Source organism: Flavobacterium foetidum (genome assembly GCF_004634245.1).
Classification (GTDB): Bacteria; Bacteroidota; Bacteroidia; order Flavobacteriales; family Flavobacteriaceae; genus Flavobacterium; species Flavobacterium foetidum.
The window spans coordinates 248300-270285 of sequence record NZ_SJTF01000003.1 but is presented as its reverse complement, the minus strand read 5'-3'; the positions used below and the strand labels follow the sequence as shown (position 1 = coordinate 270285).

21 protein-coding genes and 1 tRNA gene are annotated in these 21986 nt (G+C 34.6%); 1 reads left to right on the top strand and 21 read right to left on the bottom strand.

Features of this window, described 5'->3' with window-relative positions; translation table 11 throughout:
* Positions 1-179 precede the first annotated feature (179 nt).
* On the bottom strand, positions 180-1016 hold the full coding sequence (locus E0W73_RS05925) for a T9SS sorting signal type C domain-containing protein (protein WP_135221167.1): 837 nt from the start codon (positions 1014-1016) through the stop codon (positions 180-182).
* Positions 1017-1990: 974 nt separating this feature from the next.
* Here E0W73_RS05925 and E0W73_RS05920 point away from each other — a divergent pair.
* Positions 1991-2338 carry a transposase gene (locus tag E0W73_RS05920; RefSeq protein ID WP_317129317.1) on the top strand — a complete coding sequence of 116 codons (348 nt, stop codon included), beginning with the start codon at positions 1991-1993 and terminating at the stop codon, positions 2336-2338.
* 235 nt (positions 2339-2573) lie between these two features.
* Here E0W73_RS05920 and E0W73_RS05915 read toward each other — a convergent pair.
* From E0W73_RS05915 to E0W73_RS05820, 20 genes are all read right to left on the bottom strand, one after another.
* Positions 2574-2658: transfer RNA gene (locus tag E0W73_RS05915), tRNA-Ser, on the bottom strand.
* 142 nt (positions 2659-2800) lie between these two features.
* Positions 2801-3199: an acyl-CoA thioesterase gene (locus E0W73_RS05910; protein ID WP_135221165.1), complete on the bottom strand. Its 399-nt coding sequence runs from the start codon at positions 3197-3199 to the stop codon at positions 2801-2803.
* Between the two features lies 1 nt (position 3200).
* Positions 3201-4331 (bottom strand): 3,4-dihydroxy-2-butanone-4-phosphate synthase, encoded by a 1131-nt coding sequence (gene ribB / locus E0W73_RS05905; RefSeq protein WP_162847665.1) that lies wholly within the window; start codon positions 4329-4331, stop codon positions 3201-3203.
* A gap of 2 nt (positions 4332-4333) precedes the next feature.
* A complete protein-coding gene (locus E0W73_RS05900) occupies positions 4334-5791 on the bottom strand; it encodes an LptF/LptG family permease (protein ID WP_135221163.1) in 1458 nt (485 codons plus the stop codon).
* Between the two features lie 8 nt (positions 5792-5799).
* Positions 5800-6492, bottom strand: coding sequence for a LolA family protein (locus E0W73_RS05895; RefSeq protein ID WP_135221162.1), 693 nt, complete (start codon positions 6490-6492; stop codon positions 5800-5802).
* Positions 6493-6499: 7 nt separating this feature from the next.
* Positions 6500-8947: a DNA translocase FtsK gene (locus E0W73_RS05890; RefSeq protein ID WP_135221161.1), complete on the bottom strand. Its 2448-nt coding sequence runs from the start codon at positions 8945-8947 to the stop codon at positions 6500-6502.
* A gap of 17 nt (positions 8948-8964) precedes the next feature.
* The gene (locus E0W73_RS05885; RefSeq protein WP_135221160.1) at positions 8965-9339 is read right to left on the bottom strand and encodes a diacylglycerol kinase; all 375 of its coding nucleotides are present in this window, start codon (positions 9337-9339) and stop codon (positions 8965-8967) included.
* Between the two features lie 13 nt (positions 9340-9352).
* Positions 9353-9850 carry a thiol peroxidase gene (gene tpx / locus E0W73_RS05880; RefSeq protein ID WP_135221159.1) on the bottom strand — a complete coding sequence of 166 codons (498 nt, stop codon included), beginning with the start codon at positions 9848-9850 and terminating at the stop codon, positions 9353-9355.
* 348 nt (positions 9851-10198) lie between these two features.
* The gene (locus E0W73_RS05875) at positions 10199-10456 is read right to left on the bottom strand and encodes a DUF6952 family protein (RefSeq protein ID WP_008462029.1); all 258 of its coding nucleotides are present in this window, start codon (positions 10454-10456) and stop codon (positions 10199-10201) included.
* Between the two features lie 23 nt (positions 10457-10479).
* Positions 10480-10788 carry a thioredoxin family protein gene (locus E0W73_RS05870; protein WP_007805605.1) on the bottom strand — a complete coding sequence of 103 codons (309 nt, stop codon included), beginning with the start codon at positions 10786-10788 and terminating at the stop codon, positions 10480-10482.
* Positions 10789-11030: 242 nt separating this feature from the next.
* Positions 11031-11669: a peroxiredoxin gene (locus tag E0W73_RS05865; protein ID WP_053471125.1), complete on the bottom strand. Its 639-nt coding sequence runs from the start codon at positions 11667-11669 to the stop codon at positions 11031-11033.
* Positions 11670-11794: 125 nt separating this feature from the next.
* A complete protein-coding gene (locus tag E0W73_RS05860) occupies positions 11795-13408 on the bottom strand; it encodes a glycoside hydrolase family 3 protein (protein WP_135221158.1) in 1614 nt (537 codons plus the stop codon).
* 2 nt (positions 13409-13410) lie between these two features.
* Positions 13411-13860 carry a GNAT family N-acetyltransferase gene (locus E0W73_RS05855; protein WP_135221157.1) on the bottom strand — a complete coding sequence of 150 codons (450 nt, stop codon included), beginning with the start codon at positions 13858-13860 and terminating at the stop codon, positions 13411-13413.
* 112 nt (positions 13861-13972) lie between these two features.
* Positions 13973-14314, bottom strand: coding sequence for a tetratricopeptide repeat protein (locus E0W73_RS05850; RefSeq protein WP_135221156.1), 342 nt, complete (start codon positions 14312-14314; stop codon positions 13973-13975).
* A gap of 22 nt (positions 14315-14336) precedes the next feature.
* Positions 14337-15611 carry an MFS transporter gene (locus E0W73_RS05845; RefSeq protein WP_135221155.1) on the bottom strand — a complete coding sequence of 425 codons (1275 nt, stop codon included), beginning with the start codon at positions 15609-15611 and terminating at the stop codon, positions 14337-14339.
* The gene (locus tag E0W73_RS05840; RefSeq protein ID WP_135221154.1) at positions 15598-17169 is read right to left on the bottom strand and encodes a glycoside hydrolase family 10 protein; all 1572 of its coding nucleotides are present in this window, start codon (positions 17167-17169) and stop codon (positions 15598-15600) included. The genes E0W73_RS05845 and E0W73_RS05840 overlap by 14 nt, the downstream gene beginning before the upstream one ends.
* Positions 17170-17700: 531 nt before the next feature.
* A complete protein-coding gene (locus tag E0W73_RS05835) occupies positions 17701-18909 on the bottom strand; it encodes an anhydro-N-acetylmuramic acid kinase (RefSeq protein WP_135221153.1) in 1209 nt (402 codons plus the stop codon).
* Positions 18910-19117: 208 nt separating this feature from the next.
* On the bottom strand, positions 19118-19549 hold the full coding sequence (locus E0W73_RS05830) for a hypothetical protein (protein ID WP_135221152.1): 432 nt from the start codon (positions 19547-19549) through the stop codon (positions 19118-19120).
* A gap of 200 nt (positions 19550-19749) precedes the next feature.
* Positions 19750-20562: a mechanosensitive ion channel family protein gene (locus E0W73_RS05825; RefSeq protein WP_135221151.1), complete on the bottom strand. Its 813-nt coding sequence runs from the start codon at positions 20560-20562 to the stop codon at positions 19750-19752.
* A gap of 109 nt (positions 20563-20671) precedes the next feature.
* Complete coding sequence (locus tag E0W73_RS05820; RefSeq protein WP_135221150.1) at positions 20672-21778, bottom strand: acyltransferase family protein; 1107 nt, start codon at positions 21776-21778, stop codon at positions 20672-20674.
* Between the last annotated feature and the right edge of the window lie 208 nt (positions 21779-21986).

The window sequence follows — 21986 nt, the reverse complement described above, 5'->3', positions numbered from 1 at the left end:
GAACACTTTTTAAAGTATATTGAATGAAAAGTAATTTCGGCTTGAAGATTATTTCTCCTGAAAAAAAAATATGGAAAACATTTCGAGTTCTTTTGACTTCTGCCGCGTTATAAATCATAAAAAAAACCGGCGGAATCCTAATGGTTGCCACACGGTTTATTTTTTTGTAGTTTTTTATGCTAGAAAGACACTTTTTTATTTATGGTTTGCCCATTGTCTAGTGTTGTTTTGACCAATAAAATTTGGTTTTCTGCCTGGATGCTTGAAATTTCTAGCTTATCTTTTCCCACTTTACTATTGCTATAAAGCAGTTTTCCTGTGATGTCAAAAACATATACCTCTCTTAGGTCTGACTGGCTGGATATGAGATTGATAGTTCTATTTTTTGAAGAAATGATGAGATTCTCTGGAGTATTTTCAAAATCATCAATTCCTAAAGTCTTCTCTGAAGAACCGTAACTGATAAAAAAACGATCCGTAAAAACGCCCGTCAGGGTTGAGAATGTATAGCCGCCATTTTTTAAATTGTGAACAATTCCAGTTTCTTTATCGTGTAAATAAATAATTCGGTTATTTAACTCTCCGTCTGCATGATCAATAGATATGGTCAAATCTCCTGTTATGCCGGATCTGTAGCCAAGAGGGATTTTATCGGTTGGGTCAAATGGTAATGCACGGCCCTGAATGACCAATTTTTTACCTTCATTGATGCTGTAAAAATCGGCATAAGGATTCGCATCCATTGTTACGGCATCATAATTATGGTCCCATCCGTTGGTAGCACCTACTACATAGCCAATTAAAATTTGCTTAAAAAGTCCTTGAGTATTAGTTAAGTTGATCCATACTCTGTGTCTCCGCACCTCAAATGGAACTGTTGAATTTTCACAAGATTTGTTATCAAGCTTTTGAGATGCCCCTTCACGATTAGAGGCGCCCATTACGGTAGAAGGATTTGATAGGAGAACTGAATAAATAGTAAAAAGCAGTAAAGCTGATGAGAAACGTTTTTTCATTATAAGATAATTTAAATATTAATAAGGAGGCATAAATACCTGGTTACTCTGATTTTTAAATATCATCAATAGAAAAACACAACAGAATAAATATCCTGAGGCAACAATTACTGATAAAAGTGATGTGTAGTTTTTTTCCCCTATTGATTACGATTAAATTTGAAATATGTTTTTGAATCTGCTAAAGACAAAAAAGAAGATTTATAAGCGAAACATTATGTATGCGTTATACATCTGTTTTTTATGACATTTAGTCGACTAATTTATATTCCAAGGTATGAATTTACTCATAATTCCAGAAGTCGAAAAAGGAATAATATATAACGAAATATAACTTGGGACAAGTGGTGGTTCCCTCTTTATTTCGCATCTTATTCATCAATTTCATAAATTGTTTTAGAGAATGCAGTTGCGAACAAAATGTGTATAGGCGATGTTGAAGTTATTTGATAATCAATAATTTTTATATCCTGAGAAAAGAAATTTGAAGAAAAAAGCATTCTTAGCTGAAGAAGAATAGAAAATAAAATATAAAGAAAACTAACTTTTTTTAACCCGTTGAGTGGAATAGAACAAAATAGCAACATTCAATAATTAAAATCTAATTTGATCTGCTAAAATCCTTTTGCTTATAAATTTTTCACGCAGATTTAAACAGATTTGTATCTAAAAATGATTCAATAGAATTGAAAAAAACAATTTCACCCATTGGTTTTTTTAAATCAAGATCGTTTAGTTTTTAAGACTTGTTCAAAATCTGAAGTAGTCCTGCTTTGGTATTCATTTTTTGAAAAAGACAAATCATTTTTTGAAATGTCTTTTGAGAAAGAATTTAAAAAAGTTGCTTTATGTATCGAAAAAGATGTCAAGTCTGCTTAGATATTTATTAGGTCATGTGATTTTTTTTAAATAACTTCTCAATCTAATTTTAATCCTTTTTTTGATAGTAAAAATCCTTTTTAAGGAAATAGAAACTGCTAACAGAATTTATTTTTGCTTCTCGGAATTTAATACATTACAACTATATGTTAGAAAATGAATTTATAAATATCCCCGAAATAAACTTCGATGCCAAACACATTGTCATGACCAAACTGGCTCATTGGTATAGAAATGTAGAGGAATCAGGGTTTAAAAACTTTAATATTCTGCTCAATACCATAACCATTAATTACCAATCAATCTTGAACTATTTTGATAATAGAAGCACAAAAGCTTCTGCAGAATCTTTTAATGCAAAAATAAAGGCTTTCAGAAGTCAATTCAGGGGAGTAAGAAAAGTAGATTTCTTTTTATTTCGATTATCCAATCTTTTTGCATAATCCCCAAGTTTTGCTCCTGATACGTAAGAAATATAGACTTCTTCTTGTTCAGATTATCCAATCTTTTTGCATAATCCCCAAGTTTTGCTCCTGATCCACGAAGATTTTGTCTGTTTTTGAAAATATTGAAAAGCGGTATAAAAGAAGAAACCCTGCAAATCGTTTGATCTGCAGGGTTTTCCGTGAATTTTAGCCTTTTTTGTAAACTTTGAAAAGTCTCTTTTTTAGCTTCCAGCGGAGAAAGAGGGATTCGAACCCCCGGACCTGTTACAGTCAACAGTTTTCAAGACTGCCGCATTCGACCGCTCTGCCATTTCTCCAGTATGTCGCTATCATTGCTGATTGCGGGTGCAAATATAAGACGGTTTTTCGGTTCTCAAAACTTTTTTTAGACTTTTTTTGAAAGTTTTTTTTAATAATTTCCAAATGTCTAGTTATCAGTATTTCTCGTCTTTTTGAAAACTAGTCCAAATCGTCTAAAATTGGCACTGGTGTTTTGTTTTCGTCAACGGCAACAAACGAAAAGGTACCTGAAACTACAGTTTCACGAAGTTCAGAATACATTTGCTCCATAAAAATATCAACGTGAATTTTGCAGCTTGTTCTCCCAACACTCAAAACTTTTGCAACCAATTCAATCAAAGTGCCAGCCGGAATCGCTTTTTTAAAGTCAATTTGGCCTGTCGAAATCGTTACGACTTTTTTACGGCTAAAACGCGTTGCGCAGATAAAAGCCACTTCATCCATCAAATGAAGGGCGGTACCGCCAAATAAGGTGTCGTAGTGATTGGTTGTGCTCGGAAAAACAGCTTTAAAAATACGTGTTTCAGATTTAAGAATTCTTTCCTCTATCGTTCCCATATTAATAGTTTACGTATTCCGTTATTTCAAGACCATATCCAATCATTCCGACACGTTTGGTTTGTTCTGTGTTCGAAACCAGCCTGATTTTAGAAATGTCAATATCGTGAAGGATTTGCGCTCCGATTCCGTAATCCTTGCTGTCAATAATCACTTTTGGAGCTTTTAAGGTTCCTTGCGCCTGTAGGGTTTTCAGTTCAGAAATTCGGTTTAAAAGATTTACAGCTGTCATATCCTGATTGATAAAAATAACAGCGCCTTTTCCGTTTTCGTTAATCACCTTAAACATATCGTCTAACTGCTGTTCGGCATTATTGGTCAAAGTGCCCAATAAATCATTGTTAACCTGAGAAGAATGAATTCTTGTTAAAATTGGTTCGCCCAGATTCCATGTCCCTTTTGTTAAGGCAATATGAACTTGTTTGTTTGTAGTTTGTTCGTAAGCTCTCAATCTGAAAGTCCCGAAACGTGTCTCGATATCAAAATCTTCTTTTTTAACGATAAGACTATCGTGTTGCATTCTATAAGCAACGAGATCTTCAATAGAAACCAATTTTAAATCAAATCTTTTAGCTACTTCTACCAATTGTGGCAAACGAGACATTGTTCCGTCTTCATTTAGAATTTCACAAATTACTCCAGCAGGTTTAAATCCGGCAAGTCTCGCAAAATCGATTGCAGCTTCCGTATGCCCCGTTCTTCTTAAAACTCCTCCTTGTTTTGCAATCAAAGGAAAAATATGTCCAGGGCGAGCTAAATCATGTGGTTTTGTGTTTGGGTCGATTAATGACTCTACAGTTTTAGATCTGTCAGCGGCAGAAATACCTGTTGAAACTCCATTGCCTCTTAAATCAACAGAAACGGTAAAAGCGGTTTCCATATGATCGGTATTGTTGGTTACCATGGCTTTAAGGTCTAATTCTTTACAACGGCTTTCTGTAAGCGGTGTGCAAATCAATCCTCGGCCATGAGTGGCCATGAAATTGATCATTTCTGGTGTTACTTTTTCGGCTGCAGCCAAAAAATCGCCTTCATTTTCACGATCTTCATCATCTACGACAATGATTACTTTACCTTGACGAATATCTTCTATGGCTTCTTCAATGGTATTGAGTTGTATTTTTGTGGACATAGTTATTGTTTATTTTGAGCAGGAAATAACCGCTCAGAAATTTTTTGAAATAGTTGCGAAATTGGAGTGGTGATTACATCAAAATTGATTAACCCATTGTCGTTTGTTGCGCGATAGGTTAATAAAACGGCTAATGGAGACAATATGAAAGATGACATCCATGAACCCATAAACGGACTCATACCGCCTTCTTGTGAAAGCCTTTTTCCAAATGTATTGATGAAGTGAAATGTAATAAAGATTAAAACAGCGAACACAATCGGAAGTCCGAGACCTCCTTTTCTGATAATCGCCCCAAGTGGAGCTCCAATAAAAAACATTAAAAAACACGCAAAAGCAATTACGAATTTCTCGTACAATGCAGTCAAATGTTTATTTATCTCACGCTGTTTGTCTTTAAGGTCTTTTTGAGTCGTTTCTATAGAGTAGATGCTGCTCGTAACATTACTAGCGGCCATTCGTAGAATATCAGCTTTATCCTTATTGTTGTAAAGCGAAAGAAGGTTGTTTGGAAGCTGTTTCTTCTTAAAATCTTTTTTTGCTGGTGGAGCCGAAGTTTTACGAATTCCTACACGCTGATTGATGTTCTCAGAAAATGAAACAATTTCGTTATCCAGATTTTTGTTTAAGGAATCTAAGGTGTAACGCAACTCGTTTACATTCAGCATTCCGTTTGTATTGTTAATACTTTCTTTGCTGTCATCAACTTTGTTCAATTCAGACAAATCGATATTGATGATGTGTTTTTTGAAAGCGCCTTTGATGAAAGGAAGTTTGGCGCGGTCTTCGTATTTTTTAGGAGTGACATCCTGATAGTAATAGCCGTCATTCAGAACCAATTGCAGGATGCTAGATTTTTCACTGCTGATTAATTCTCCAGTCTTTGCTTTTATAACAGTTTTATTTTCGCCAACGTTATTGGATTTTTCGTGAATAGTAACTCCGGCTAAATGATTTCCATTTTCGCCAGACTTTTTATTTACTTTGATGTTGTAAGTGCCCACGTCATTAAACTGACCTTCGGCAATAGCCATTGCTGGTTTGGCTTGAGCGATGTTTTTTCTAAAGTTGACAAACTTATATTCTGCATACGGAATTACGTTGTTGGCAAACCAAAATGCCACAATGCTCAATACGCAGATAAAGATTATCAGTACACGCATGGCTCTTTGAAGCGAAATACCAGATGATTTCATGGCCGCAAATTCGTAGTTTTCGGCCAGATTGCCAAAAGTCATAATCGATGCTAATAATACCGATAAAGGTAAAACCAGCGGAATGATTCTCGGCATCGAGAAAAGCAGGAATTTCACAACCAGTATCAAATCGAGATCCTTACCGGCAAGTTCCGAAATAAAGAGCCATACGGTCTGTAATATGAATATAAAAAATAGGATTACAAATACCGTAGTAAATGTAAATAGGAATGTTTTTAGTAAGTATTTGTCTAAAATTTTCAACCTTGTAATTAATCTAATTTATTAATGTAGTATTTCGGGTATTTACTCGCTACAAATGTAAATTGATTTTTTGATAAAGGCTGATTGGTTTTAAAAGAATTAACGGTTAAAGTCGTTTTTGTTCCGTTTTTTCCAGTTTCAATCAAATTGTAAATGTGTTTGGTCTGAACGTCAATGCCTAATAAAATTTCTTTTCGCTGGTCTTTTCCGCTTGTAGGAACTAATTTGATGTACTGAATCTTTCTTCCTTTTACATTCTGAACGATATCCATATTGTACTTGTATCCAGAATTAAAGAATGTAAGCATTTTTGAAGGAGTGATTGCATTATCGTCCTTTTCGTTTACTTTAGATATCGTTACTTCTTCGTCTTCAGGAACAATAGTATAGGTTTTCTGACCATCAAAAATTTTAGTTACGCCCATGAAATTCAATACATATTGATTGCCTTTCATGGTGACATTTCCTTTGCTGTCTTGATTTATATTTTCTTTTGAATTGTTGAGCGAATATTTAAAATCGATAACAATGTTGTCGTAGCTTTTTATTTTTGAAGTCACTTCGTTCAATAAATCTTTGGCTTTTTTATCCTGCGCCTGCATAGAAGTGAAGCTCAAAAGCATGATAATTGCCATTTGAAAACACTTTTTAGTCATGCTTGTGATAGAATTGTTGTTGATTTCTTGAAATTTTGCTTTCATGATTGGATTAATTTTGTTCATTATTAAAAAATTGATCAAGAGCATTTAAGTCTAAGATGTTTACACTGCGTGCTTTACTGCCTTCAAACGGTCCGACGATTCCTGCTGCTTCCAACTGATCGATCAAGCGACCGGCTCTGTTATAACCTAATTTTAATTTTCGTTGCAGCAATGAAGCGGAACCCTGCTGTGCATTGACAATAATCTCTGCAGCTTCTCTAAATAAAGTATCTCTTTCAGAAATATCTATATCAAGATTGATGCCACTTTCTTCTCCAACAAACTCTGGAAGTAAATATGCTGTGGCATATGCTTTTTGTGCGCCGATAAAATCTGTAATTTTTTCGACTTCTGGCGTATCGATGAAAGCGCATTGAACACGAATTACATCATTCCCGTTTGTGTAAAGTAAATCTCCTCGTCCAATTAGTTGATCGGCGCCTTGAGTGTCCAAAATCGTTCTTGAATCGATTTTCGAAGTTACCCTAAAAGCAATTCGCGCCGGGAAATTGGCTTTAATTAAACCTGTAATAACGTTTACAGATGGTCTTTGTGTTGCGATAATCAAATGGATACCAATAGCACGCGCCAATTGAGCCAGACGCGCAATCGGAACCTCGACTTCTTTTCCTGCAGTCATAATCAAATCGGCGAACTCATCGACAACTAATACGATATAAGGCAAAAATCGATGTCCAGCTTCTGGATTTAATTTTCTTGATTTGAATTTTTCATTATATTCTTTGATATTACGAACCATCGCGTCTTTTAATAAAGAATAGCGATTGTCCATTTCAACGCAAAGAGAATTTAAAGTGTTGACTACTTTTGCATTATCAGTAATGATAGCGTCTTCTGTATCTGGAAGTTTTGCCAGATAATGTCTTTCAATTTTGTTGAAAAGCGTAAGCTCTACTTTTTTAGGGTCAACCAAAACAAATTTTACTTCAGCAGGATGTTTTTTGTACAACAAGGAAGTCAGAACAGCATTCAAACCAACCGATTTTCCTTGTCCAGTAGCACCCGCCATCAATAAGTGAGGCATTTTTGCTAAATCGACTACAAATGTCTCGTTAGAAATGGTTTTTCCTAAAGCGATTGGCAATTCCATTTCGGCTTCTTGGAATTTGGCTGCTCCAATAACGCTTTTCATAGAAACCATAGTTGGGTTTTTGTTCGGAACCTCAATACCGATAGTACCTTTTCCTGGAATTGGCGCAATAATACGAATTCCTAATGCAGATAATGATAATGCAATATCATCTTCTAAGCTTTTGATTTTAGAAATTCTAATTCCCGCTTCAGGAACAATTTCATATAAAGTTACCGACGGACCAACGGTTGCTTTGATTTGTGCAATTTCAATCTTGTAGTTGCGAAGTGTATCTACAATTTTGTTTTTATTTTCTTCTAATTCCTCTTGATTGATTGTAATTCCGCCAGTCGAATATTCTTTTAATAAATCGATAGTCGGAAATTTATAATTCGATAAATCCAAAGTAGGATCAAATAATCCGAAATCGGCCACCAATCGAGAAGCTAGGTTTTCTTCGATGATGTCTTCTTCTTCAGATTTTTCGATTACAAAAGCTTCGTCTGGAGAAACTAATGGCAATTCTTGTTTTGGGGTAATTGGCTTTAAAATCGGATTTAACTCAATCTCAGAAGCATGAGAAATAGTAGGTTTCAAAGCTTCTTTGTTGATTTCGAACTGCGAATCTACTGTCTTGATATGAATATTATCTATTTCAGGATCGCTTTCATCCTCAATAGCAAATTCTTCTAGATTATAGGCGCTTTCTGGTTCTTTAGCAACGGGTTTTAAAGTCTCTAATTCTGATTTAAATTCTTTTTTAGTCGAATCAAAGTATGATTGGATTTTCTCTGGAGATAAATTAATTTTGAAAATTAGGTAAACAATTAGGCCGAATAGCAATGTAAGCAATGTTCCTGTTTTTCCGATATAGTCCTGAAGGAATAGGTTTAATTCGTAACCAATTGTACCTCCTAATTCTGGTGCCGAAGTAGCAAAAAAACCAAAAAGGACAGAAACGACTATAATGGCAAAAATATCCCAAAACCAAGTGTTTTTTAGTTTTTTGGTCGAAAGCTCCAATGCAAGAAACATTCCTGTAAGGAAAAAAAGGCGTACGAATAAAAAAGAAGCGAGTCCGAAACCTCTGTAAACTGTCAAATCGGCAAGATAGGCTCCAAATTTTCCAAGCCAGTTTTGTACAACTTCTTCACGGTCGCCAAGATGATCAACTGCACTTTGGTCGGTCTGCCATTGGCCGTTTACATAAAAAGAAATAAATGCGGTTAATAACGCAATAGAAAAAAGCACCAACAGACAACCCAAAACAAACTTTTGCTGTTTGGATATTTTAAAGTGTTTTTTGTTTTCTTTTGATTCGTTTTTTTTGTCTAAAGTTTCTTTTTTGCTTGTTTTTGCCATTCTTGCTTTCCTGTTGCCTAAATAAATTTTGGAATATAAATAATCAAGCCTATTGCTATTGCAGTCATTGCAGCAAAAAATACTGCCCCTGCAGCAATATCTTTAATAAAACCGATTCGTTTGCTGTAATCGGGATGGATAAAATCGGCAATTTTTTCAACTGCGGTATTTAATCCTTCAACACTCAAAACCAAACCGATTGCCAAAGTCTGGCAAAGCCATTCGGTTTGTGAAATATGAAAATAAAACCCGGCAATGGTCATGATGATTCCTAATGAGAACTGCACCATGATGCTGTGTTCGGTTTTTATTAATTTCAGAGCGCCTTTAAAAGCATAAGTCACGCTTTTTAAACGCCCTGAAATAAAAGTATTGTCTTTTTGAAACTCCATTAAGCGGAAAATATTATAATACTGCTAGTGCAGCTTCGTAATTTGGTTCGTTTGCAATTTCAGCAACTTGTTCTGTATGAAGAATTTTTCCGTTAGCGTCAGCAACAATAATTGCTCTTGAATGTAAACCTTTTAATGGTCCGTCAACGATTTCTAAACCATTTGCTTTACCAAAAGCACCGTCTTGAAAATCTGATAAGTTTACTACATTTTCCAAACCTTCAGCACCACAGAAACGTTTTTGAGCGAATGGTAAATCTCTAGAAATACATAAAACGGTTGTGTTTTCTAATCCGCTAGCACTTTCGTTGAATTTTCTAACAGATGCTGCGCATGTTCCAGTATCAACACTTGGGAAGATATTTAAAACTAATTTTTTACCAGCAAAAGTGCTTAAAGAAGCAACTGATAAATCGTTTTGTACTAAACTGAAGTCAGCTAGTTGTGATCCAACTGCTGGTAATTCGCCTGATGTATGAACTGGATTTCCTCCTAATGTGATAGATGCCATGATTTTTGTTTAAAATTAATGAGGTTCAAAAGTAAGGATTAATATTTGAATCTAAAAGTATTTGTTAAGGGTTTAAGGAGAGATTAAGGATGGTTTTTGGGTAGCCACAAATTCACGAATTTATCTAATTAATTTTAGATTTTTAGAGGGTAGATTTTAGATTTGTTTTACTTTGCGTGGGCTTCGACTCCACTCAGCCTGACAAAGATTATTTAAAACGAAACTGAAAACTGCGACTGCCACTGAGTACTAAAAAAACTGACCACTGTAAACTAAAAAAAGCGTCTCTAAAATAGAAACGCTTTCTCAGCCTTGTTTTTTGTTTTTATTCTTGGGAAGGAGGTCGACTTATTTATCGATTGAGCCTAAAACACGTTTCATGAATGTGTTTAGGGCTTCTTTTTTGTCGGTTCCCTGAGCAACTAATTTTTGTACTTCAAGAGCACCATACATATTGGAAATCAATTCGCCGATTACATCTAATTCTTCGTCTTTAAGAGAAGGAATTTCGGTCATCGCTTCCAAAACTTCGATTGTTTCGATGATATAATCTTGATCGTTTTCTTCGATGAATTGTGTTAAATGCTTAATTACTGGTAATTTCATGTTGTGGAGTTTTAAATGATGAATTAAGCAATTGCATTAACAAGATCGATAAGAACTTCTTGTTTGTTAGTCTGCGTTTCGCCAACTAATTGTCCATTTACGAAAGTAGCAAATGTCGGCAGGTTGCTCACATTAGCTAATTTTCTTGATTCTGGAGAATTTTCTGCATCAACCAAAACAAAAGTGATAGCTTCATTTTCTGTTGCTAATTTTTTGAATTTTGGTTTCATAATACGGCAATTTCCACACCATGAAGCTGAATATTGCACAACTACTTTTTCGTTTTTAGCAACTAAATCTGCTAATGTATCTTCGTTTAAGTCGATTAACATAGTTTTTATTTTTTAAGGTGCTAAGTCGCTGAGGTGCTAAGGTTCTAAGTTTTTTCCCTTAGTCCATAGAAAGACTTAACGTTAAAATTATTTTTTGAGATTTAAGTCATCAAGGTTCTAAGATTCTAAGTTTTATTCTTAGAACCTGATGAACTATATTGTAGATTTTTATTTAAGATTTTAAGTTCAGTAAAAAAGCTTAGTGCCTTAGTATCTTAGAACCTCAGAACCTTAAAAAAGAATTAGTTTGCGCTTAAGTATTCAGCAGTACTAACTCTGTCAGCAGACATAGCTTCTTTACCAGCTTCCCAGTTTGCAGGACAAACTTCACCTTTAGTTTGGATGTGAGTGTAAGCGTCAACCATTCTTAAGTATTCGTTTACGTTACGTCCTAATGGCATATCGTTTACGCTTTCGTGGAAGATTTTTCCAGTTTCGTCAATTAGGTAAGTAGCTCTGTAAGTTACGTTTGAACCTTCGATGATAACTGAATCTGTATCTTCGCTGTAGCTTGTAGATTCGATATCAAGAATACCTAAAATGTTAGCTAAGTTACGGTTTGTATCTGCTAAGATTGGGTAAGTAACACCTTCGATACCACCATTGTTTTTTGGAGTATTTAACCAAGCAAAGTGAACTTCGTTTGTATCACAAGAAGCACCAATTACGATAGTATTTCTTTTCTCAAATTCTGGTAATGCAGCTTGGAAGGCGTGTAATTCTGTTGGACATACAAAAGTGAAATCTTTTGGGTACCAAAATAAAAGTACTTTTTTATTGTTGTTTACTGCTTCTTCAAAAATGTTGATTTTTAAGTTGTCACCCATTTCTGAGATAGCATCTACTGCAATACTTGGGAATTTTTTTCCTACTAAAGACATATTTTTCGTTTTACGTTAAAAATTTATTTCTGGTGCAAAAGTAGGGCATAAGTGCAGATTCTTACAATAAGATGTGATTATAAATATTTATAAGTTGATAAATTTTGACTATTTCATGATTTAACTTACTGAATATCAATGTTTACAGGTAGAACGCCGTTGGAACTATTTTTCTCTAAAAATTGAATGCCAGCTGTTTTTTGAAATTCTTCAAAATCCTGATACACTTCAACCAAGCCAAAAGCCTCTTTTAAGTTCGGAATTAATGGCAAAGAATACGGATTTCCGAAAACAAATACGATGCATTTTTTGGTTTGAAGTAAATGAGAAAGCAATTCTAAAACTTCATTATCAATTTCGAAATTGTTCAGTGGTTTTGCTTTTGGAACAAATAACGAAATTAAAATCGTCTCAAAATTTTCTAATTCTTTTTTGATGAATGAAATATTTGAGACTTCTAAATTTTCAAAAGCAAATTCTGCTGAAGGCAATTCTGTATTTAAAGTTTTGAAGAAAGTGTTCTCCGTATTTTTATAAAAACTCAGTTTGGCTAATTGATTGTTTTTCTGAGCATCAAAAGCCAATTCTAAACTTGAATTGTCAATGATTTTTGTAATTGCATTTTGAGCAATTTCAAGATTTAGTTGAGATGTTTTTTCGAAATCTAATTCGCCTGAAGCCGTTGTATTTCCAGCAAGAATTCCGGCTTTTCCTTTGGCTTTCATGATTCGGTTGTAACTTTCGAAAATGCGGTCTGGAGAAGCATTTTTATAGATTGCTTCAATTCCGTCGGGAACATTTTCGGCAAAACATAAAACATCATTTCCAGCGTTGAAAGCTTCCCATTCTAATTGGCCTTTGGTTTCGTATAATTTAGAAACGCTGTGCATGTTCAAAGCATCAGAAATTACCAAGCCATCATAACCTAATTTATCACGCAAAAGATCTTGAATAACGGCTTTTGATAAAGTTGCGGAAGTATCTTTTCCGTCATTTAAACTTGGAACAGCCAAATGCCCAATCATAATCGAGTCTACATTGTTTTCAATTCCTTTGATGAATGGATACAATTCGTTTTCCATCAATTCTTCCAAAGTTTCCTTTAAAACAGGCAATCCTAAATGCGAATCGACGTTTGTATTTCCATGTCCAGGAAAGTGTTTCAAACAGCCTAAAACACCAACTTCCGACATTCCGTTTAAATATTCAACAGCAAAATCGGCTACTTTTTGTTTGTTTTCACCAAAAGAACGATAGCCAATAACCGGATTGTTTGGATTGTTGTTGATGTCTGCCAAAGGCGATAAATTGTACTGAATTCCCGCTGCTTTTAAATCTAAGCCAATTTGTTTTCCAACTTCGTAAACCAATTTTGATTTGTTTTCTGGCAAAGCGCCAAGCGTAATTGCGTACGGATATTGTGGTGTTTTTTCGATGCGCATTGCCAATCCCCATTCCGCATCAATACTGATCAAAAGTGGAGTTGGGGACGCTTTTTGATAACGGATAATCAAAGCTTTGATTTTTTCGTAACTGTCATCGTTGAAAACAATTTTTTGTTTGCTTTCATAATTCGTTGCCGCGCTTGCACGACTGTGAAAAAACGTCAGTCCGCCAATATTATATGTTGCAATAAGGCGTTCCATTTCCTGAATATTTTCTTCGTTATCATTGATAAAAACGGCAGGAAAAAAGAATTGTCCAATTCTTTGTCGTAAAGCTTCAGCGGTGATTTTCATTATTATAAAGTCTTTTTCATGCAGACACTGTTATCCATTTCTTCGTATGGCGGATAATTGGGAATGATAGTATATTGTAATTTTTGGTATAAATTGATAGCTTCCGGTTGTTTTTTTCCAGTTTCTAGAACCGTATACGCATAACCGACCTCTTTGGCCCAGATTTCGAGTTCCTTCAAAATAGCCGATGCAATTCCTTTTTTTCGGTGATCAGGATGCACATACATTCTTTTAATTTCTGTTGTTCCTGATTCCTTTTCGCGAAAAGCGCCGCAACCAACCGGAATTCCGTTTTCGTAATAAACAATCGTGTGTTTTATTTTGTCGGTTTTGTTATACTGATTGTAAAAAGCATGGTCTTCACCGTCTCTAATGGCCAAATCCATATCTAGTAAAGCTACAAGACCTATAAAATCGATATCGTCTGAATTAGTGCGTTTTAAAGTAACCATTTCAATAAAAATTTAGTTATCCTTTTTTACCATTGGATATTAAGTGATTTAAGTCAAGCTTTAGGAACTTAACGGCTTAATGGTAAAGAAAATTAAGCTTAACTTAATTTAGTTATTTCAACTTTGCTTTCTTTTGTTTAGCCAATTGTTTTTTGGTTTCGATTGCTTTTTCTAATCTATTTTTGAAACGAAAAAGTTTTGGAAGTCCTTCTAGTCGATCTTCAACTGTGATTTCTTCGTAGACCAAGATGGCTTTTTCTAAAACCCTGATTTCATTTCCTAGATCGTTTTGGTTTTTGTAGATCGTTGCCAGTCGATCATAAGGGTGATTTCCTTTAAAGCCTTCCGATACATTCTCTTCATACAATTCAATTGCTTTTTCAAGATTTCCGTTTTTTTCGAACTCACTTCCTTTCAGATTGCGTTCGGCCTGTAAATTTTCATTGATTTCCATAGGTAAGATGTTTGATTTGGGGTTAAAAAACTTCTTGAGATTTTTTCCCGAAGTCTTTCGGGAAAATTAAAAAACGTGATAAAATAAGACCTGGAATTGTGGCGATGAAAACCCAAATAAAGAAGTTTTGATAGCCTAAATATTGTTGAATATAACCACTTATCATTCCCGGAAGCATCATGCCTAACGCCATAAAACCGGTTGCCAGCGCATAGTGTGCTGTTTTGAATTCTCCTTCGGCAACATGAATCAAATACATCATAAAAGCTGTAAAACCAAAACCGTAGCCAAATTGTTCTAAAATCACCACGGCATAAATGTAATAAATTGATGTTGGGTGAAAAAATGCTAATAAAATAAAACCTATAATTGGTAAATGCATGGCTAAAAACATTGGAAACATCCATTTAGTAAGGCCATGTCTGGAAATGGCAATTCCTCCCAAAATGCCGCCTAAAGTCAATGCTGCAACTCCAAACGTGCCGTAAATAATGCCGACAGCTTCGGTATCTAATCCCATTCCACCAAGCTCTTTCGAATCTAGTAAAAACGGACTTAACATTTTAAGTAATTGTGATTCTCCTAATCTGAAAATTAGAACAAAAGCCAGAATTAATCCGATTTGTTTTTTCTTGAAGAAACTGATAAATATGGTTCCGAAGTTTTGGTGAGTAGTTTCTTTTTTACTTTCTGTTGCATTGATTTCATTTTTGGGAGTAAAAATGAAATTGTAAACTGTAATAAACGTCATTAATAAACCAACGCAAATCATAGTGTAGGACCATGCTTTTGTATTGTCGCCATATTTATGCTCTAAATAACCCGCAAAAAGTACTACTAATCCGTTTCCGGCAAGCATTGAAAGTCTGTAGAAAGTACTTCTGATTCCGATAAAGAAAGATTGTTTGTCTTCTGGTAAAACCAATAAATAAAAACCGTCAGTCGCTATATCATTTGAAGCCGAAGCAAAGGCCGCAACCCAGAATATGGCCAGCGACATCATAAAAAATCCATTTGTCGGTATCGTAAATCCAACTAATAGAAAAGCAATCGAAATCAATAACTGCATCGATAAAAACCATTTTCTTTTGGTTCCGATTAATTCAATAAGCGGACTCCAAATTGGTTTGATTACCCAAGGAAGATATAATAAACTCGTGTAGACTCCGATATCTTCATTTGAAATTCCCAGATTTTTGTACATAATTACCGAAACTGAAATAATTATGGCATAAGGCAATCCGGATGCAAAGTTCAGAAGTGGAATCCAGAACCAAGGTTTATTATCTGTTTTCATTAGGCTGAGCTGGAATATAGTTTTTAAAAGGTTTCTTTAAATCTATTGTGGTTGGTGTGCTTTCGTTGGCATAATAATCAATAAAAGTTACTGCGCAGGCTTTGTAAAGATTTAATTTTCCTGCAGCAATAGAGAAGGTGATTTTTCCATCTATTTCTTTTATGGTTACTTTTTCAACAATTTTTGAAGGGTCATTGGTGTTGATTTTCGAAATATGGTCGCCTCCATAAACCACCATGTAACGAACCTTGGTGTTGAGCGGACTGTTGAATGTAAAATTGTAGCTAACACTATCCTTAGAATATTCTACAGTTTTTGGGGTATCAATAATAACGTGTTTCAAGTTTGGTACTGCTGCAGGCAAAGCAGGATATTTATACTGATTTTCTTCTAAAAGACGAACGATGTCAAAGTTTTTGCCCATAAACCATTTAGCGCTGAAATAGGCGCTTCCGCTAACGTTTTTAAAACTTCTGGCAAAATCAATCTGATTTGGAATTTCGTACGCAAAATTCCAGCTTTTGTCGGCATCTCCTCTTATTTTATAGGACGCATGACCAATGTAGATTGCAGTATTATTGGAGTTTTCGGACCACCATTTTACCAATTTCGAGTAAGACGCTCTTGGATTATTCATGCTCCAATACAATTGAGGCAAAATGTAATCAATCCATTTTTGGTCCATCCATAAAACGGGGTCCGCATACAAATCGTCGTAATTAGATGTCGACTGTGTTTCAGAACCTCTCGGATCTTGAGATTTATTTCTCCAAACCCCAAACGGACTGATTCCGAACTGAACCCAAGGTTTGCTTGATTTGATGGTTGTTGAAATAGTTTGAACAAAGCTGCTTACATTTGCACGTCTCCAGTCGGCAAGGCTTAAGCCAGCTCCGTATTTTTTGTATGAAGCCGAATCGTTAAATACCTTTCCGGGAACGGCATACGGGTAAAAATAATCATCAAAATGAATCGCATCGATATCGTATTTGTCGACTACTTCTTTTACCACTTTTGTTAAATGCGCCTGAACTTCTGGCAGGGCAGGATCGTAATAGTATTTCCCGCCATATTCAATCATCCATTCAGGATGTTTGAAAATATCATGGTTCGGACTTAAAAGGTTTTTATTTAAATCAAAAGTAGCACGATACGGATTCAGCCACGCATGGAATTCAAAACCTCTTTTGTGGGCTTCATCAATCATCCAGGCCAGTGCGTCGTAATATGGATTTGGTGCCTGACCTTCTTTGCCTGTTAAAAAACGAGACCATGGAGCCATCTGCGAAGGATAAAAAGCATCGCCCACACTACGAACCTGTACGATTACAGCGTTGTAATTTAGTTTTTTATAAGCCTCCAAAATTTCAAGATAATCAGCTTTTTCCTTTTCAACAGTGTCGGCAGGTGCTTTTGGCCAATCAATGTTGACTACGGTTGCTATCCACACTCCTCTAAATTCGTTTTTAGGATGCATTATTTTTTCCTGTGCGGAAGATAGCCATCCAAACAAAAATAAAAATAAGATAGAGAATACTACGTGCTGCTTTTTATGCATTTTAATGTTCTTTTTAACAGGAATCAAAAATAGTTTGTTTTTGCCACGAATTACACGAATTGCACTAATTTTTGTTCGCAATCATTCTTTTAAAGAATAAATCGTGAAAATTAGTGTAATTGGTGGCCACTTTTTTTAGCCACAGATTATAAAGATAAAAATGATTATTCCTAAAAATCCTTTAATCTGTGGCAATAAATTCGCGTCAATTAGTGCAATTGTTGGCAACTTTTTTAGCCACAGATTATAAAGATTAAAATGATAATTCTAAAAATCCTTTAATCTGTGGCAATAAATTAGTGCCAATTAGTGTAATTTGTGGCCGCTTTTTATAGCCACAGATTATAAAGATAAAAATGATTATTCCTAAAAATCCTTTACTCTGTGGCAATAAATTCGCTCCAATTAGTGCAATTGGTGGCAACTTTTTTAGCCACAGATTATAAAGATAAAAATGATTAATGCTAAAAATCCTTTAATCTGTGGCAATAAATTCGCGCCAATTAGTGTAATTCGTGGCTATCTCATTTTTTAATCAGGAAACGAAATTTTCCCCATTGTCACAGATGGGATTCCTTTTTGGGAACCGAAATTGTAATTTCCTCCAGAGACAGTTTCATTAGCCAAAACGGCAAACAAAACAGCTTCTTTCGCATCGCCTGAAATTCCGAGAACGTCGCTTTTCTCAAAATTACAAGGCAATAACTCTTTTAACCAGCTTACCAACAACGGATTTCTTGCGCCTCCGCCAGACATATACACTGTAAACTCTTCAATTGGCGTTTTAGTATTTTGTACCACAAACAAAACCGCTTCGGCAATCGTTTCGGCGCTAAGGCGTGTTAGAGTCGCCAACAAATCTGATGCCGAAATATTTTCTAAGTTTAATTTTATCAGCGCAGCATTCACAAAATTGAAGTTGAACAATTCTTGCCCGATTGTTTTTGGAAAGCTTTTCGCGAAAAAAGTATCACTTTTTAATTCTTTCAAAAGTTCCTGATTAACAATTCCTTTTTTGGCGATAACTGCGTCTTTGTCGAAACTTTTCTCAGGAAAAAAATGTTTAGTAAAAATATCAATTAGCGTATTGGCAGTTCCGGTATCGGTTACAAAAACTTCGTTGGCGTTTTGCGAGGCCGGCAAATACGTGAAATTTGCAATACCGCCCATGTTCAGCATGATTCTGTTTTCGCCTTTTTTGCTAAATAATAAATAATCGCCGTAAACCGCTAGAGGCGCTCCTTCGCCGCCAGCCGCAACGTGTTTCTGCCTGAAATCTGAAAGTGTGATAATTCCGGTTTTTACCGCAATATGATCGCCGTCGCCAATTTGCAGTGTGGCATTTGGAAATTTTTCCTGCTGATGCAAAAACTTTGGCGCATGCATAACCGTTTGTCCGTGAGAGGCAATTAAATCGACTTCGCTTGCGGGAATATTCCATTTAGAAAGACAATCGTTTATCATTCCAGCATGTAAATCTCCAATCCATTCGTTTAGTAAAACCAAGTGCTGAAAATCGATTGTTTTCTGTGCAAATACTTTTCTGATTTCGGTTTTAATATCGTCGCTGTAATCTATGGTTTCAAAATGTTGGATTTTGACGCTTGTATTGCTGCCTTCTCCCGAAATTTCGCAAAGAGCCAGGTCGAGTCCGTCGAGCGAGGTTCCAGACATTAAACCTAGTATTTTTCGAGTCTCTTTTTGAGCGATTTCGTAAAGAGCGCTTATATTTTTATTCATTTAAAATGAGGTTTTAATGATAGTATAGGTGACGCTAAAATCGGAATGTTTTGCTTATAAATTTATAAAAAAGAAATTTTTGTGGGTAGGATTTATAAACTAACAATATTTTAGTGTTCTAACTTGGGAAATTTTAGAAGAAATAGATGGGAAATCTTTTGGATGTATCTTTAAAAAGCTATAGAGTTATTTAGGAATCTTTTATTGATTAGTCGCTAATTCCTTTTGTTTTCTTCAAAACATATTTTTTCTTTTTTCCATCATTATAATAGGCATCCATAAACGGACTCTCCCAAGTGTAGCTATTATTTTGTAAAGTTAAAACGCCAAAATCTTTTGTTTTTTCTAAAGTCACGCTTTCAGTATTTCTCAATGCTTTACTAAATGTTAACTTTAAAGTATTACCATTTTCGACAGCAGAAAGTTTATAGGAGTGAAACAATTGATATCCTTCGGCTTCATACATAATAGAATCCTTAGTAATGACTAACGAAATATAATGCGCGTCTCTCCAGTCCTCACTGTCTTCATTTAGCGCCAATGAATAAGTTCCGTACCATTTATCTGAAATCATCTTTTTGCTGTCAGATTCTTTACAGCTTAAAAAAAGTACAAACACGATTAAGATTATATTTTTCATTTTTGATAGTTACGGTTAGTTCTATCAAAGGTAATAAGCAATTTGTTTATTGAGTCGCAAGTCCAATTCTTTTTTAAATTAAGATTTCCAATTTAAACATTCTGCAGTCGTTTTTTTGGAATTATAAATCTTGTTTAATAAAGAAATTTACATTTTTAAAGGCAAATAAGGAAGCTTAGTATCTTAGAACCTTAGTACCTCTATTTCAACACAAACTCATTCTCTTTCAATTTCTTCAAAACAGCCGCAATAATTTTAGAACGACATTCTGAATTTTCGTTATATGGGCCAGTTTTAACCCAATATCTGATATTTAAATGAATAACACCTGCTGCGGCGACATCGGTAATTACAGCGGCGTTTTCATGATCTTTTTCAGTTACTTCTTCGCTGTTTCCCAAAACCTCTTTGACCAGCTCGATGGCTCTGGTATAATCAGAACCGTATTCTAAACCTACGGTAAAAGTCTGGAGCAGAAAGCCTCCGCTATTATAGTTAATGAGCGTGTTTTTTATAAGAAGCGCGTTTGGAATGTATATGATTTTAGAGTCGCTTTTTACTTCGGTATCACGAAGATTGAGGTTAATGACTTCGCCTTTTACGCCATTACTTTCGATAATATCTCCAATGTTAAAAGGACGTTTAAAAGCTAGTAGAATTCCGGCAAGGAAATTTTCGCCAATATCTTTAAGCGCAAAACCAATTACAAAAGCCGAAATTCCGGCACCTGCAAGCATGCTCTGCGCAACACCTTCGAGACCAATAATTCGGAACATAAACAAGATTCCGATAATAATCAAAACCGATTTAATTAAACGAGCTATAAAAACAGCCAAAAGGCGGTCGTGCATTTTTGCTTTAAGTCGGTTACCAGCAAAAATACCGACACGACTGGCAATAAACCATGAAGCGAGAATAACTAAAATTGCCAGAATAAATTTTGGCGTAAGATCGACAATGCTATTGTAATAGCTTTCTAGGTGGTTGATGACATCCTGAAAGAAATTTTCCATAATGATAAAGGCATAAAAAAGTAAAATCTTAAAATTACCTTTTTAGTGACTGGAATACTTTACAGGATTCTCTCCGGATTTTATAAAATATGAGGGAAAACTAAACTGATTATCTATCTCTAAGTTTGGTTGTCGGAATTTCGAAATATTTATACAGTAAAATTGATAATACAATCGTGAAAAACCAATACAAAATGTATTTAATTAATAGCGTGATGTAAGAGTTGATCAAGTCAATTTCTATATTTGATACAATCCAGTTTTTAACCAAAGTAAGATTTAGTAGATACATCGAATAAGAAATTAAAGAAATATAGGTTACAACTTTATAAATCTTGCCTTTGCCGGTTTTTATTTCGCTTAAAAAAGGTAAAAGCAATAGTGTTCCAATAGAATTTAAAGAAAAAGTGAATACACATGCATGCAGAGAATTTAAATCTGATTTAATAAAAAACTTATTATATAGCAGCAAAATTAATCCCAATGCAAACATTATTTTTTTGTATTTATACCATAAATTATTATAATAATATGCAATGTACGAACCAGTGACTCCATACATAATACTGTCTATTCTGGTGAAAACCTGTTTTCTGAAATTGATATCCCAGTCTTTGCTGTTTTCCAAAACAATTTCTAAACTTTTTATATATCTAAAAAGTGTTGCAGCTAAGATTACCAAAACGGCGGTGATTAAAATAGCCTTTTTTGCACTCGTATTGAATGATTTAATAATTATTAGTAAAATTATTGGTACAATTAAGTAAAACCATTCTTCAATACTTAAGCTCCAAGCTTCAGGAAACCAATTTGGATGAGGGTAGTACAAGTTTTGACTAAAAATGTAATATTTTATTGAGTTAGCTATTTGAAAATTATTACTGAAAGAATAGCTAAGAAAAACAAGGAATGTTAAAACTAAAAAATAATTAGGGAGCGTCCTGTACCATCTTCTTTTCCAGAAACTAAAAAGAACTTCTTTAGAAAATGGTTTGTTTTCAAGCTCCTTGATGAGAATGCCGCCTATCAAGTACCCGCTCAGGACAAAAAAGATACTTACACCATCTAGTACAAAATAATCGAGATATTTTGCTGTTGTGCTAGAAAAAAAAAGATTCCCGTGTCCAAAAACTACAAATAATATAGCCAAACATCTAAGGATATCAAGACCAAAAATTCTATTATTTGCAATATCGATTTTTAAAAAGCTAATCATTATTATTTTAATTGAGGCAGCCAAAAATAATAATTTTCAGGAAACTTTACTTTAAATGTTTTAAACAGACTAAAACTAGATGTGCCTGTTATTTTAAAATAGAAAAAAAGTATACTGCCTTTATTCTACAATTGTTTATTATTTGCTAATACTATGTTATAATATAGTATTGTTTGTCGCAATAATATAAACATTGAATAACAGCATC